This is a genomic window from Paenibacillus sp. 598K, from assembly GCF_003851045.1.
Classification (GTDB): domain Bacteria; phylum Bacillota; class Bacilli; order Paenibacillales; family Paenibacillaceae; genus Paenibacillus_D.
Window position 1 is genome coordinate 1 of the sequence record NZ_BFBX01000006.1, and the last position, 15,628, is coordinate 15,628.

Genomic DNA, 15,628 nt, shown 5'->3' on the forward strand with positions numbered 1-15,628 from the left:
GACCACGGCTCCTTGGCGCTCGTCGGCTGCTCGCCAGCGACGTCCCACGTGCCGCGTCCCTCGCTGCCGAACCGGCCGCGCGACCGGTCACGGCCCCCAGAGCCGCCGCCTGCACCCGGCGCCTGCTCGCTTGCCCCGCGACCCTCCGCGTCGCTCGCTTCCTTGCCCCACGTGCCGCGCCCAGCTCCGCCCGCCGCATCGCCGCCGCGCTTCCTGCCTTGGCCGCCCGGACCTCCAGCAGCGCCGGACCCGCCCTCGCCCTTGCGGCGCTTGCCGCCGAAGCCAAAGCCTGTGCCGCCTCCGCCCTTCTTGCCGCGCTTGTCGCCGGCATCGGCGCTGCGCTTATCCTTGCCGCCGCCCCGGCCGCTCCATACCTCGCCTTGGCGCGGACCGGCGCCGCGACCGCGCGGCGAGGAACCGTAGTAGCCCTTGCCGCCGCCCTCGCGCGGCTTCATGTCGAGCAGCTCGAAGTCGATCGTATGCTCCTCCATATTAACCCGCGACACCCGAATCTTCAGCTCGTCGCCGATCCGGAATTGCCGCGAGGTGCGCTCGCCGATCAGCATCATATGCTGCTCGTGGAAATGGTAGTAGTCGTCGTGCATGTCGCTGAGCCGGATCAAGCCCTCGACCGAGTTGTCCAGCTCGACGAAGATGCCGAAGCTGGTGACGCTGCTGATGATGCCGTCGAACTCCTCGCCGACCTTGTCGAGCATGTACTCGCATTTCTTCAGCTTCTCCGTATCCCGCTCAGCGTCGACCGCGACGCGCTCGCGCTCCGAGGAATGCTGAGCCGCCTCCGGCATCCACGCCTCCAGCGCCTCCTGGCGAGCTGGCGGCAGCGAGCCCCCGTGGTCCAACACCTCCCGGATCACCCGGTGGATGACGAGGTCGGGATACCGCCGGATCGGCGAGGTGAAGTGCGAGTAGTACTCCGCCGCCAGACCGAAGTGGCCGAGGCTCTGCGCATCGTACTTGGCCTGCTTCATCGAGCGCAGCATCACCTTCGAGATGACCGTCTCTTCCTTGGCTCCGCGCACATCCTCGAGCAGCGTCTGCAGCGCTCGCGGATGGATGGCATTGCCCTTGCCCTTGACATTGTACCCGAAGTTCGCCGCGAACTGGACGAACGCCAGCAGCTTCTCGGCGTCGGGGTCCTCGTGGATACGGTACAGGAACGGCACCTTCAGCCAGTGGAAATGCTCCGCCACCGTCTCGTTGGCCACCAGCATGAACTCCTCGATAATCTGCTCCGCGACCGAGCGCTCGCGCTTGATGATATCGACAGGCTTGCCGCTCTCGTCGACGATCACCTTGGACTCCGTGAAGTCGAAGTCGATCGCGCCGCGCTTCATCCGCTTCTTGCGCAGCTTCATCGCCAGCTCTTCCATCTGCTTGAACATATCGATCAGGCCGCTGTAGCGCTCCTGCAGCTCCGCGTCGTCCTCGGTCAACAGCTTGCGGACGTTGGTGTACGTCATCCGTTCCGTCGTGCGGATCACGCTGGTGAAGATGTCGTGGCGCACCCGCTTCAGCGTCTTGGCGTCAAACTCCATCTCGCACGACATCGTCAGCCGGTCGACCTGCGGGTTAAGCGAGCAGATGCCGTTGGACAGCCGATGCGGCAGCATCGGGATGACCCGATCCACCAGATAGACGCTGCACCCGCGGCGGAATGCCTCCTGATCGAGCGCCGACTTGTCCTTCACATAATAGCTGACGTCGGCGATATGCACGCCCAGAATATAGTTGCCGTTCTCGGCGCGCTCGACGTTGACCGCGTCATCGAGGTCCTTGGCATCCTCGCCGTCGATCGTCACGATCGTCTTGTGGCGCAGATCGCGCCGTCCCTGCTCGGCGATCTCGTCCTCGGTGATCGTATCCGGCGCAGCCTCCGCCTCCTGCATGACCTCATCGGGGAACGACTCCGGCAGCTGATGCTTGCGGATGATCGAGAGGATATCGATGCCCGGATCGTCCTTATGTCCGAGCACCTCTAGGATTTCGCCCTCGGCGGCCGAGCGGCCTTCCGGGTAATTGATGATCTTGACGACGACCTTCTGCCCGCTCACCGCGCCCTTAAACTCGCCCTTTGGGATGAAGATGTCGCGGTTGATTCGCTTGTCGTCGGGGATGACGAAGGCGTACACCTCGTGGTTCTCGAACGTGCCGACCACCTGCGTCACCGCCCGTTGGACGATCCGCACGACCTCGCCCTCGACGCGGCCGCCGTTCTCGCTGCGACCATTGATGCGCAGCAGCACCGTATCTCCGTTCATGGCGCTTTTCAGATCATTCGCATTGACGTAGACGTCTGGCTGCGACTTGTCGTCGGGCAGCAGGAATGCGAATCCCTTCGTATGCACCTGCAAGCGCCCGCGCACCAGATTCATCCGCTCCGGCACGCCGTAGCGGTCGCTGCGCGTCCGCAGGATTTTGCCGCTCGTCTCCAACTCGTTGAGCAGCTTCAAAAACGCCTTGAAGGCCGCCGCGTCCGCGATCTGGAACTGCTCCTCCAGCTCCTGGTACGTCATCGGCTTATAAGCCGTCTCTCGCATAAAATCCAATATCTCTTGCTCGGTTATCATTCACTCACCTCAGAGCCGACCCTGGTGCCACCGAAGCATCCAGAATCCGGCAGTTAAATAGCCATATTATATGTAGTATACACGAATCCGGACCCTCGCAATCGCCCTGCCCACAATTCAGGACAATTCCAACAAAGGGATGCTTCCGTAAAAATCAAAAAAAGCAGGGGGTTACCCTGCTTTCGGTTCACAATCGGTTTAGTTGTGCACAAAGTAAGCGACGACCAGCGCCAGGATGAAAAACCCGGATGCCAGAGCAACGGTCAGCCGTTGCAGGAACAAGTCCAGACCGCGCGCTTTTTGCTTGCCGAACAGGTGCTCCGCACCGCCGGAGATCGCTCCCGCCAGACCAGCACTCTTACCCTTTTGCAGGAGTACAACCGCAATCAAACCCAACGCGAAAATAACCAACACAATCTTAAATGCTGCTTCCACAATTCCACCTCCTGCTAAAAGTAAGCTTGCCTGGTCCCAAGGAGTGGGAGCCGATTAAGACAATGCCAAAACAAAAAAACACCTTTATATAAGTTATCATAAGTAGCGCCCAAATACAAGATGCCGACGCTGACAATCTTTGTGCTCCAGCTCTTGCCCACACGCCGCAGACTTGCAAACTGCAAGCCATGGACCACGCCGCAGACGTGCCAACTTCAGTATGTATCACGCCGGACACTTGTAAACTACAAGCCACAGGCTGCGCAAAATTTGCTGTCGAAAAAAGGTGAAGACACGAAAAAAAGTTAGTCCTTCGGCACTGGTCAAGATCGAAGCAAACATGTTAAATAGAATACAGCACCGTATTGCAAGCGCATACAATCTGACACAGGGGGCTGCCACGCCGATGAAAATCAACTGGTATTACCGTATGATGCTTTCGTATACGCCGATTTTTTTCGTCGTCGTCTCCTCCCTGATCTTCATCTTCTTCATGGTGCTCAATCACGCCTCTGAAAAAAAATACATCGAAACGAATGAAGCGATCCTCGAACGGATGGTGTACAACACCGATGCCAGCCTGATGCTGATCGAGCGCAACATCGTCAGCAAGCTGCTCACTGACGAGCGCCTCCAATTATTTTATACAAGCCATGCCAAGACAGCTTATGACGATTACGAGATCCAGAAGCAGCTGGTCGAAATGAAATCCTCATTTCCGTTCCCCAACGCGATCTATCTGTACCAGGAGGCGGACAAGCGCATCATCTCCGAGTCCGGCGCCTACCCGCTCGACGCCTTCGGAGACAAGGACTTCCTCGACGCCTTCTACCCGCAGGAGGAGCTGGGCCGATGGACCGCTCCGCGCTCCTTTGCCTACCTGCCATTCGACGAGAACAGGCAGCAGGTCGTCACCTTGCTCAAGCATTACGACGACGGGGAGCGCAAGCTGGGGGCCATCGTCATCAACGTCTATGCCAGCGCCATCAGCGACTATATGAACAGCTTCAACGACACCAACGCGAGCGCCGTCCAATGGGTCGACCGATTGACGACAGAGCCAGCCGAAGACAGCTCGCTCCATGCGGAGTCGACGATCGTCGTTCGGTCCGACTATACCGGCTGGCAGTTTGCCGCAGACAGTGTCTACGATGCCGAATATTCGATTCTCTCCTTTATCTTCAGCGCCTGGTCGATCGTCGCCATCCTAATTATCATTTTGGCGCTGGCCGGATTTACGCTCGTGACGCATATCCACTACAAGCCGATCCAGTCGATCCTCGCCAAGGCCGGTCGCTTCTCCGCGCGCAAGAGCGAGGAGCTTGGCGTCAAGCAGGTGGTCAATGAATTCGACTTTATCGAGACCGCTCTCGACCAGTTGCTGCAAAAGGCCGTCGACTACGAGCATCTGCACAAGGAGGATAGCGCGCTAAAGCAGCAGCGGCTCTGCCACGATCTGCTCGCAGGGCATATCGTCATGGACGACGCGCAATTCGCGCGCGAGCTGCACGAGCTCGGACTGCCCTGCCGCTATGACCGGCTCGCCGTGCTGGCCGTCGAGATCGATCATTACAGCGACTTCCTGCGCCGCTATCCGCCGGGGGATCGGCATCTGCTCAAGTTTATCGTCGAGAGCGCCTTTCGCGACCTTTGCCAACAGCACCAGCTCTTCGTCTGGCATGCCTGGATGGAGCCGGACCGGGTCGCCTTTGTCGTGCACCGGCTAGCGGACACCGTCACGGCTCCGATGGATCTCCAGACTGGTCTGACTGCCTCGGGCACCCAGGCTAGCCCTGCACACCCGATGGCTCCGGCAGCGGCCCCGGGGACCCAGGCAAGCCTTGCACACCCGACAGCCCGGATGGCCCCGGTTAGCCAGGCTGGCCTGGCTCCCCCCGCAGCGGCCATCCACGCGGCCATGGCTGCTCCTGCCGTCGCGTCTCCTCAGACTGCCCAGACAGCTACGACGGTCCCGACTATCTCCACGCTCGCCGAGGAGCTGCGCGAGTGGATCGAGACGCATCTGCAGCTCACCGTGACGATCGGCATCGGCGCCGACTCCGACGGGATCGATACGATCGCCGATTCGTACCGCAACGCCGTGGACAACGTCTCGCTGAAGTCGGTCTTCGGCTTCAACACCCTGATCGACAATCGCCGCAGCGCCGCTGCGGCGAGTCTGGACAGCTATGCGTATCTGCAAGCGATCGAGAGCGCAGCCCAGTCCTTCCGGATGCATGAGAGCGATTGGCGGGAGAAGCTGGCGGCGATGTTCCGACAGCTCCATAGCGTACGGTTCGCCAGGCAGGAGATGGCCGCCCTCGTCGGCAGCTTCGTGCTGCAGATGGCCCGGGAGATCAACGCCCTCTCGCCGAGCATACAGCGCATCTGGAGGGAGGAGTATCAAGCCCGCTTCGCAGAGCTGCACGAGACCGCGGATACGCTGAGCGAGCTGGAGGAGGCGCTCATGAGCGCCATGTACGCCCTCGAGGCGGCCGTCGATCAGGACCGCCAGGCGCGCAGACATCACAGCATCGCTCTGCAGGCCAAGAGCTACATCGACGCCCACTTCGCCGACGCCGAGCTGTCGCTGTCGCTGCTGAGCGCTTACCTCAATGTGCAGCCCAACACGCTTAGCCTGTTGTTCAAGGAGGAGCTGGGCGAGAAGTTTATCGACTATGTTCTGAAGGTGCGGATGGACAAAGCCAAGCAGTTGCTCGTCGAGACCGATCAGTCGGTGCAGGCCGTGGCCGAGCAGGTCGGCTATCTGAACGTCATCTCCTTTTACCGCACCTTCAAAAAACACCAGGGCGTGCCGCCCGGCGAATACCGCACGCTCCAGATCCATCAAGGCAGCTCCTAGCAGCTGCAAAAGGAGTCTGATCGCTATGAAACGCATAAGCATCTTCCGTCGCCCGCCCGCCGACCCGGCCAGTCTCGCCAGTTCCGCCAGGTCCATCAGCCTCGTCGGCCTCATCGCCATCGTCGCGCTCGTGATCCTGCTGTCTGGCTGTGCCGGACTGAAATCTCACGTAGGGGACGCTCAAGAGGTCGCCGGCAGCAGCGGCCGCACGACGCTGACCATCGAGCTGTTCGATCGCAACAACGCCCCTCAGGGCGCATCGCCGATTACCGACAACTTCATGACACGCTACATCCAGGAGCAATTCGGCGACCCGAACGGACTCGACATCAAGTTCGTCACCGTCCCCCGCTCCGAGGAAGAGGAGAAGCTGAACGTCCTGATGATGGCCGGCCAGGCGCCGGATATTATCTTTACGTACAATGACCAACTCGTCCACAACTTCATCACCAAAAACCTGCTTGTCGACCTCGGACCGCTGCTGGAGCAGCATGGGCCGGAGCTGAAGCGGCTGCTCGGAGAGGATGTGCTCCGCTATGGCAGGTTCGAGGGCAAGCAATATGCGATTCCCGCCAAGCGGGTGCTGACGGCTCAGAGCACGACCTTCATACGCGAGGACTGGCTGGAGCAGGCCGGACTGCCGCTGCCGGCGACGACCGAGCAGTTCTACGAGGCGCTCCAGGCGTTCAAGACGATGGGTCTGGGCCGCTTCGGCGAGCACAACGTGCCTTATGGCTACGTCGATCCCTTCCATACCCAGCCGCTGCTGTATTCCTTCCTCGATTGGGCCCGGATCAGCGAAGAGGATCGCTTCGCCAGCCCGGCCTGGCTGCTGCCCGGCAGTCGGGAGGCCTATCGGTTCCTGAACAAGCTCTATCACGAGGGGCTGATCGATCCCGACTTTGCTCTGCAGATGGACAAGGATACGCACCAGTTCCAGAAAAACCTCGTCAACGGCAGGATCGGCGCAGCCACGCCGAATACAAACGAGCCCGTCTACATGGGCTATCTCGCCGAGCTTCAGAGCAATGACCCCAAGGCCCGCCTGACGCCGATCGACCCGTTCACGACCCCGCAGGGCAAGCGGCCCAAGCCGGTGTTGCCGCAGAACGGCATGTACATCATGGTGCCCAGGTCGAGCGCCAACGCCGAGGCGGCGATCCGGTATCTGAACTGGATGGCGGAGCCCGAGCATTATCTGACGCTGCAGAACGGCATCCTGGGCGTCACCTACGAGATGGTGGACGGCTTGCCTGTCGCGCTGGACAACGAGGAGAGCAACCGGATGCTGTACAACTACTTTGACTATTGCATCCTCCTCAACGGCAAGTTCGTCCATCCGACGGACGAAGCGCTCAACCGCAAGGCCAATGCTTCCGATCCGCGCTACGAGAGCTTCACCGTCAAGAGCATCGAATACGCCATGCACGATACGGTCGCACCGCTGCGGATCGATGCGATGATCCCTTCGGAGATCAAGTACGCCGGCATCCTTGAGGCCAAGGTGAATGAAATGTTCGTCAAAATCATTACCGCCGACCCCGAAGCATTCGACGATGTCGTCGATCGGGAATTCGAGGACTATATGCGGCTCGGCGGCGCTCAGGTAATCGAGGACAAACGCGAGGCGTACCGGAGAGAACATGGCAAGCCCCGTTAAGCCCGTTCGTTAAGGCTGTCCCGTTAAACGCTTAAGCTCGTTAAGCTGCATCCGCATAACTTAGCAAGCCGGACGCCCTCTTGCGAAGGCGTCTTTTGCTATGCTCCGCGCGGCCTCGGCGCCGCTCGCGTGAATAAGATGAGTCGCTGAAAAAAGGTGAATGGCCGGTTTTGCGAAAAATGCGAGCCTCTGAAACGAAGAGAATACCGCATCGATGCGGCGGTCGGTATAGTAGGGGTTGCCGCCGCGCTGGCCTCGGCGGACAGGATCTCAACTCGGCCAAGAAAGGAGGGATGACAACATGCAAAGCGAGCTTCAGCCTGCTGTCCGGACCACACGTCAGCTTCGTCGCCCGGGGCATGCGTCGTTCCGTCGGCAATGGCCGCTGTACCTGCTCATGATCGGGCCGATGATTTTTTTCCTTACGTTCAAGTACATACCGATGGCCGGGGTCGTCGTCGCCTTTAAGGACTACAACATCTTCACCGGCGTATGGCAGAGCGAGTGGGTAGGCCTGGAGGTGTTCCGGGAGATTTTCTCCCTGCCTCAGTTTTACCGCGCCCTGCGCAACACGCTGCTGCTCAACGCGCTGGCCCTGCTGACCTTCCCGATGCCGATCCTGCTAGCGATCCTGCTCAATGAATTGCGCATCCATTGGTACAAGCGGCTTAGTCAGACGCTCATGTATCTGCCGCACTTCATCTCCTGGGTCATCGTCGGCGGGATGGCGATCGAGCTGCTGTCGACCAACACCGGCAGCGTCAATGAACTGATCACGTCACTGGGCGGCTCGCCGATCCCCTTCCTGGAGAAGCCGCTCTACTGGATCGCCACTTATGTCGGGGCTGGTGTCTGGCATTATGCCGGGTGGGGGACGATCCTGTATCTCGCTGCGTTGACGGGCATCAACAAGGAGCTGTACGAGGCGGCCGAGGTCGACGGAGCCGCGCGGCTGCGCAAGATCTGGCATATTACGCTGCCGGGCATCAAGCCGACGATTATCGTCCTCTTCATCCTGCAGATCGGCCATATGGCGGAGATCAGCTTCGAGCAGCCGTATGCGATGCAGAACAGCTACGTCATGGATGTCGCCCAGGTGATCAGCACCTATGTGTATACCGTAGGCATCGAGTCGGCCCGCTTTGCCGTAGCGACTGCCGTCGGGCTGTTCCAGTCCGTGGTCGGACTGATCCTGCTGCTGACCGCCGAGCTGCTCTCGCGCAAGATTAATAATCAAGGGATTTTCTAATGGAGGTCAAGCCATGAAGCGAACAATCGCCGAACGCCTCGCAGACGGGGTCATTATGGCGCTGATCGGCATCTTCAGTCTGTTCTGCGTCTTGCCGATGGTGCACATGCTCGCCTTGTCGCTCAGCGGCAACCGGGCGCTCATGTCGGGCGAGGTGACGCTCTGGCCCGTGGACTGGACGTGGGGCGCGTATCAGTCGGTGCTCGGCGACGCGCATATGATTCGCTCCCTGCTGTTTACGATTATGCTGGTCGCGCTCTATACCGCGATCGCCATGGTCATGACGATTATGGCCGCTTATCCGCTGAGCCGGAGGCATTTTCGGGGCAAGCATCTGATGTTCGGACTGATTGTGGTGACGATGTTTTTCAGTCCCGGCATCATCCCCAACTACTTGCTCGTCAAGGAGCTTAGTCTGCTGAACTCCTTCTGGTCGCTCGTCCTGCCGATTGCCATCAATGCCTTTTTGCTCATCATTCTGAAGACGTCCTTCTCGCAGATTCCGAGCGAGCTGGAGGATTCCGCCTGGATGGACGGTTGCGGGCATTTCCGGTTCCTGCTGCGCATCGTGCTGCCGCTGTCCTTGCCTGTGCTGGCGACGATCGGACTGTATTCGGCCGTCGACCGGTGGAATATGTTCCAGGACGCGCTGTTTTACATCAATGATCAAAAGCTGTATCCGATCCAGCTCCGGCTCTACGAGATGGTCATCAACAGTCAGGTCAACGACGCGACGGCGCAGGAGGGCTTCAACTCGGCCACGCCGATCCCGCAGAGCCTCCAGGCGGCCAGCATCATGTTCGCCACCGTGCCGATCCTACTCGTCTACCCGTGGCTCCAGCGCTACTTTATCTCAGGCATGCTTGTAGGGGCCGTCAAGGGGTAAGCCCATTGACGTCGCTCTCCTACGCCCCTACGCCTATTGGACTGGCGCGATTCGCACCCGTCAGGGAGCTGCCCACCATTCAGCACCATATCAAAAGGGAGGCATTACAATCATGCAAAAATCAATCCGAGCGTCCATGACCGCGATCCTCGCGCTTGTCATGGCCATCATCCTTGCGCTCGCGGGCTGCAGCGGCAACAACGGCGGCAAAGAGCCGACACCGCCTGCAACTGGCGGCAACAACGACAAGCCGCAAAACACCGCCACCGAGCCGCCGCCAGAGCCCAAGAGCGATCCGATCACGCTGAAGGTCGAGCTGTTCGATCGCAACAATACGCCGGACGGCGCGCCGCCAATCACCGACAATTTCATGACCCAATACGTGCAGGAGAACTTCGGCGACCCGAACAACATCACCGTCGAGTTCGTCACCCTGCCCCGCTCCGAGGAGGTACAGAAGCTCAACGTCCTGATGGCCTCCAACTCGGCGCCGGACATTGTCTTCACCTATGATAAGGCGACCGTGCAGAACTATGTCAAAAGCGGAGGCTTGACCGACCTGGGCCCGATCATCGACGAGCATGGCGATCAGCTCAAGAAGGTCCTTGGTCCTTCGCTGCCCTACGGCATGTTCGACGGCAAGCAGTATACCATCCCGGCGCTGCGCGTCATCACGGCGCAGACGACGACCTTTATCCGCAAGGACTGGCTCGATCAGCTCGGCCTGCCGCTGCCGGAGACGACCGAGCAGTTCGTCGACGCGCTGCGCGCCTTCAAGGAGCAGGACCCTGGCAAGACAGGCGGCAAGGTCATCCCGTACTCATATATCGACGTCTTCCATATGCAGCCGCTCCTCCAATCGTTCTGGGACTGGAACAACATCTCCGAGCGCGATCTGTATGCCGTACCGAAGTGGAAGCAGCCAGGCAACAAGGAAGGACTGCGCTTGCTGAACCAGATGTACAATGAGAAGCTGATCGATCCCGACTTCGGCCTTGGCTCGGAGTTCAGCCAGGTATTCGCCCAGCAGGTCGTCAACGGCATCGCCGGCGCCGCCACCCCGAATACGAACGAACCGGTCTACAACGGCTACTACGCCAATCTGAAGGAAAACAACCCCGACGCGGTGCTGGAGCCGATCGACCCGTTCACGACGCCAGACGGCAAGCATCCGAAGCCGATCTACTCGCCTACAGGCGCATATCTGATGGTACCCAAAGCGAGCAAAAACGCCGAAGCCGCCGTCAAATACCTGAACTGGATGGCCCAGCCGGAAAACATCCTCGCCCTGCAAAACGGCAAGGCCGGCGTCTCCTACGAGATCGGCGAGGACGGTCTGCCCTTCGTGCTCGATACGCCGGAGGCGCAGCAGCTGCTGTACAACTACTATGACTATTGCATCATCCTGAACGGCAAGTACGTCACGCCAGACGATCCAGACAAAAATATCGCCGCCAACGCCTTTGATCCGAACTTCAAGGACTTCACAGTGCGCAGCATTGAGTATGGCACGAACGACGGCTATACCGAGCCGCGCGTCGATATCCCGGTCGATGCCGAGATCAAGTATTCGACGATCCTCAAGGACAAGGAGAAGGAGATGCTGACGAAGATCGTCACCGCCAAGCCGGCCGACTTCGATGCGGTCCATGACAAGCAAGTGAAGGAATATATGGACATGGGCGGCACTGCCGTCGAAGAGGGTCGCGGCGCGGCCTACGACGAATTCTACAAATCCTAGGGCGTGTCTGCACACTCCCCAGGTAGCAGATTGTAAAGACGCGCTTTAGCAGCCTCGGCTCCGGCTCCCTGACCGCTCAGGGGGCTGGAGCATATCAGGTCCTATTCCGATCAGAGGAGTGTACACAATGAAACAGACGAAACGTTGGCTGTCCGGCACTTTGTCCGCAGCCTTGCTGCTCGGCGTATGGCCGGCAGCTGCCAACGCCGCCCCCTCGGAGATTTGGCCAGGCTACCCGGGGGTCGATCAATTGCCCGTCATTCAGACGATTCCAGACCCGTTCAAGTTTTTTGATACGGCCAACGACCCTTCCGGCGATGGCTATGTCTCCTCTCCCGAGGAGTGGATGGATCGCCGCAGCGAGCTCCAGGACCTCGTGCAGCGGTATTGGCTCGGCTATCGCTATCCTACCGCTGCCAGCGATGTCAGCGGCCTGTCAGAGGTCGTCATGGAGCCCAACGCCATCACCGTCGGCATTAACTGGCCCCCTAGCTCCACTGCTACTAATATCAACCTCCGCGACGCCTTCGACCAGCTCGTGGACAAGCTGCAGACGGAGAGCGTCGAGGTGCGTCAGGTCGTCCCGGCGAGCAGCGCGTTCGGTGCGCCAACGCTCGGGGAGACGATCGGCACCTATGGCCCGGCAGCCGATCCCGAGTCGGCGCAGGCCGCTGCTATTGAGGCATGGAACGCAGGCTATTATGTCCCTTACACCTCGTTTGGGAGCGCCAATTATGCCGTACTGCGTACGTATACCGGCACACTGAGCGGTCCGCCGGAGCCGATCATCCCGGTCACCTACCATACCGTCACCGTCGCCAATCCCGAGCGCGGCGTCTCCGAGCGCTTCAAGATTACGATCAGTCGGCCATCCACCGAGCAGGTCGCTCGCGCCTGGGGCGATCCGGACGCCCAGGTGCCGGCGATCATCGATATCGGCGGCGCCGTCTCGCAGACGGCCGCCGTACTGGAGCAGGGCTATGCCCATATTCGCTTCACGCCGACCGATATCTACCCGGACGACAGCTCGGCGGCCGACGGCATCAACCGCGACGGCGTCTACACCCGCCTATACCCGTACGACAAGGATCAATACGAATACGCCTCCGGCGCGCTTATGGCGTGGGGCTGGGGCGTCAGCCAGATCATCAGCGCGCTGGAGCAGCCTGTCGAGGGCGCGGATACGACGTGGGGCGAGCAGCTCGGCATCAACCCGGCGCAGACCCTCGTGACGGGCCACTCCCGGTATGGCAAGGCGGCGATGTTCGCCGCCGCCTTCGACGAGCGGATCAGCATCTGTCTGTCCAGCGAGCCGGGCGGCTCCGGCATCCAGAGCTATCGCTACAAGGTCGAGGGCAAGATCTTCAACTTCAATACGTATCCGAAGGCCGATCGCGTCTACGGCAAGACCGAGATCCCGACCGTCTCGTACGGCAAGGGCAACAGTTGGTTCCCCGAGACGGCCGCTCACTTCGTCAACAAGGATCGGCAGTTGCCCTTCGACTCCAGCGATATTATCGCGCTGGTCGCGCCCAGACCGTTCTTCGCGGTGACCGGCATCGATACGCACTGGCTCGGCAATGAAGGCGGCGTAGCCGCCGTGCAAGCCGCCGCCGAGGTGTACGCCTATGTTGGCCGCGACCCGATCGAGCAAGGCAATATCGCGGTGCGCGCACGCCAGAGCGACCATGTGCTGTACAATCGCGACATCCCGTTCGTCATCGCGATCATGGATCGCGAGTTCAAGCAGGACGAGACGGATCGCCAGCTGCATGTGCAGGATCTGTTCCCGGAGGGCAACGGCTCGCTCGGCAGCATGTCCTATCCCGCCAGAGCCTATGACTCGCTGAGCGCGATCACCTCCAGCCCCTTCGAGATCAACAGCGCCTATCTGCCATGGTCGAGGCCGGACAAGTATTCATTGTGGACGGCGCAAGAGAACTTCCTGGTCGGCTATCCGGTGACGATCACAGCTCACTCCAACGCCCCTGACGCTCAGCTGGTGCTGCCGGACGGCACCGCGATCAAGGCTGCCGGGCATGAAGGCGACCAATTCACCTTCCGTCTGGCGGCAGAGCAGGCCGTCTATGGGCGGTATGAGCTGCGGACCGTCGGCACGGACAAGGCCAATCGCAGCGTCTATTTCGCGGCAGTCAGTCTGGCCGATTCGTTGCGGCATGCGCCATCCAAGGGAGACGAGGGCGAGGAGAATCGTCTGATCGGCTTCTCCAGTCGACTGTCCAACGATGCCGCCAATCCGCCGGTCGTCCTGATCGACGGCAAGCCGACGACGATGAGCTTCACGCCCGAGCGGGTCAAGCCGGAGGAGACGACGCTGCTCGAATACGGCATCCAGTTCCACGATCCGCTGTTCGCGCGGATCGCCAATGAAGGCTGGGACGCCGACAAGACCTTCCACATTCGCAACCTGCAGTTCGTCACCTTGCCAGGCTTCACCTTCGAAGTCTCGCTCGGCAATATTACGGCCTCCGCAGCCAATGCAGGCAAGGAAGGCGCCGCCCGGTTCACCCGGCCGATCAGCTGGCAGGTGGAGCGGTATAACAACGGTCCGGCTGCAGTGTGGCCGGAGGTGCCTGATACGAAGACGGAGAAGGACCTGCTGCTGCAAGGTCTGCCCGTGCAGCGTCCTCTCGCGCCAACCGCGACGAATAGCGGCTTCAAGGCGGAGATCGCTGCGCCCAAGGTGTCGCGCATCGGCGACAAGACACGCATCGAGCTGACGCTGCAGGCGGAGATGGACAGTCGCGAGTTCGGCTTCGGGCTCGACATCGCCGACGACTGGCAGACACACTGGTCCGAGGACGGACGCCGGGTGATGCTCGATGTCGACTATGAGCAATTCCCGGAGGGAGCCTCCGCCGAGCTCATCGTCTTCCGTCTCCAGACCAAAGAAGGGCAGCTGATCGCCGGGCCTGTCCGCCTGTCGCTCACGCATCCGCGCAGCGGCGGCGGCAATACGAGCGGTCCCGGTTATATCGCGCCGCCCGCCGACCCAAGCGATGCCGACAACGACCCGCTGACGCCGCAGCTTGAGAGCCGCAGCGCGGTGGCCCGGATCACTGCCGAGGCGCTGGCGCGGTTGTTCGCGGACGGCGGCGAAGCCGCCATCGCTGCAGTCGAGGGCGCGCAAGCGTATGGCTTGCGGATGCCGGTCAAGTCGCTCGCCGAGGGATCAGGCGCATCACGCTTCACCCTCGCCACCGATCTCGGCCGTCTGACGATCCCGGATCATCTGCTGCGGGACTGGGACGGACCGAGCGACAGCGAAGCCGTCATCGCGATCGGCCAGAGCAATAGCGCCGGATTGCCCGACAGGATGGTCCGGGCTATCGGCGAACGTCCGGTCATCGAGCTGACGCTGACCGCAGGCGGCCAGCCCGCTGCCTGGCATGCAGACGCGGGGGTGACGGTCGAGCTGCCCTATGTCCTGCCCGCGTCGCAGGCTAGATATGCCGACAGGCTCGTCGTCTGGCGCGTCGGTACCGACGGTCAGGCTCATGTCGTCCCTGACGCGAGCTACGACCTGAAGACCGGTAAGTTCACCTTCACCGCGTCCGCTCCAGGCCGCTATGCCGTCGCCGTGCAGCCCCTCGTCATCGAGGATGCGGCAGCGGTGCCATGGGCCGAGGCTGCGATCCTGACGCTGACCGACCGCGGGGCGTTCCGACTGGAGGAGGACCGCTTGTTCCGTCCGCGCGATCAGATCACGCGAGCCGAGTTCATGTATGGGCTCGTCCGGGCGCTCGAGCTGCAAGCGCCGGTCGGCGCAGGCTTCGAGGATGTCAGTCCCGCCGCCTACTATGCGACAGAGCTGGCGATTGCCCGGCAGCTAGGGATCGCTCAGGGGACAGGCGACGACCTGTTCCGGCCGGAGGAGCGGATTACGCGTCAAGATATGATGACCCTTGCCGCACGGACGCTGGCGCAGCTTGGCAAGCTCGACATCCGCACGCCGGGCGCGGAGCTGGAGAGCTTCCGCGATTATGGAGCCATCGCGCCTTATGCGCTGGAGAGCATCGGAGCGCTCGTCCAGGAGCGGCTCGTCCTTGGCGACCACGGACAGATCCGGCCGAAGAGCCATACGACGCGGGCCGAGGCTGCCGTCTTCCTGGAGCGGATTGCTAGCCAGTCCTAGCCGCCTCGCTCGCCAACCGTGGCACGCGGCGTAATTGGCCCCTTTACGGG

At 61.1% G+C, this 15,628-nt stretch carries 8 protein-coding genes; 6 read left to right on the forward strand and 2 right to left on the reverse strand.

Annotated features, from left to right (window positions below; translation table 11 throughout):
- Both rnr and secG read right to left on the reverse strand, forming a co-directional pair.
- The coding region (gene rnr / locus PA598K_RS02725) for a ribonuclease R (RefSeq protein ID WP_260405234.1) at nucleotides 1–2,588 on the reverse strand (2,588 nt) is incomplete at its 3' end.
- A gap of 198 nt (nucleotides 2,589–2,786) precedes the next feature.
- Nucleotides 2,787–3,023, reverse strand: a complete 237-nt coding sequence (gene secG / locus PA598K_RS02730; RefSeq protein ID WP_128655382.1) for a preprotein translocase subunit SecG — start codon at nucleotides 3,021–3,023, stop codon at nucleotides 2,787–2,789.
- A gap of 406 nt (nucleotides 3,024–3,429) precedes the next feature.
- Here secG and PA598K_RS37215 point away from each other — a divergent pair, with 406 nt between their 5' ends.
- From PA598K_RS37215 to PA598K_RS02760, 6 genes are all read left to right on the forward strand, one after another.
- Nucleotides 3,430–5,886 (forward strand): AraC family transcriptional regulator, encoded by a 2,457-nt coding sequence (locus PA598K_RS37215; RefSeq protein ID WP_260405235.1) that lies wholly within the window; start codon nucleotides 3,430–3,432, stop codon nucleotides 5,884–5,886.
- Nucleotides 5,887–5,911: 25 nt separating this feature from the next.
- Nucleotides 5,912–7,546, forward strand: coding sequence for an extracellular solute-binding protein (locus PA598K_RS02740; protein WP_128655383.1), 1,635 nt, complete (start codon nucleotides 5,912–5,914; stop codon nucleotides 7,544–7,546).
- A 301-nt stretch (nucleotides 7,547–7,847) separates the two neighbouring features.
- Nucleotides 7,848–8,795, forward strand: coding sequence for an ABC transporter permease (locus PA598K_RS02745; protein WP_128655384.1), 948 nt, complete (start codon nucleotides 7,848–7,850; stop codon nucleotides 8,793–8,795).
- A 13-nt stretch (nucleotides 8,796–8,808) separates the two neighbouring features.
- The gene (locus PA598K_RS02750) at nucleotides 8,809–9,681 is read left to right on the forward strand and encodes a carbohydrate ABC transporter permease (protein ID WP_128655385.1); all 873 of its coding nucleotides are present in this window, start codon (nucleotides 8,809–8,811) and stop codon (nucleotides 9,679–9,681) included.
- 112 nt (nucleotides 9,682–9,793) lie between these two features.
- Nucleotides 9,794–11,422, forward strand: a complete 1,629-nt coding sequence (locus PA598K_RS02755; RefSeq protein WP_128655386.1) for an extracellular solute-binding protein — start codon at nucleotides 9,794–9,796, stop codon at nucleotides 11,420–11,422.
- Between the two features lie 127 nt (nucleotides 11,423–11,549).
- On the forward strand, nucleotides 11,550–15,578 hold the full coding sequence (locus PA598K_RS02760) for an S-layer homology domain-containing protein (RefSeq protein WP_128655387.1): 4,029 nt from the start codon (nucleotides 11,550–11,552) through the stop codon (nucleotides 15,576–15,578).
- Nucleotides 15,579–15,628 lie beyond the last annotated feature (50 nt).

Coding starts and splice junctions, on each gene's coding strand:
- PA598K_RS37215 (WP_260405235.1), top strand. CDS start 3,430: ATGAAAATCAACTGGTATTACCGTATGATGCTTTCGTATACGCCGATT.
- PA598K_RS02740 (WP_128655383.1), top strand. CDS start 5,912: ATGAAACGCATAAGCATCTTCCGTCGCCCGCCCGCCGACCCGGCCAGT.
- PA598K_RS02745 (WP_128655384.1), top strand. CDS start 7,848: ATGCAAAGCGAGCTTCAGCCTGCTGTCCGGACCACACGTCAGCTTCGT.
- PA598K_RS02750 (WP_128655385.1), top strand. CDS start 8,809: ATGAAGCGAACAATCGCCGAACGCCTCGCAGACGGGGTCATTATGGCG.
- PA598K_RS02755 (WP_128655386.1), top strand. CDS start 9,794: ATGCAAAAATCAATCCGAGCGTCCATGACCGCGATCCTCGCGCTTGTC.
- PA598K_RS02760 (WP_128655387.1), top strand. CDS start 11,550: ATGAAACAGACGAAACGTTGGCTGTCCGGCACTTTGTCCGCAGCCTTG.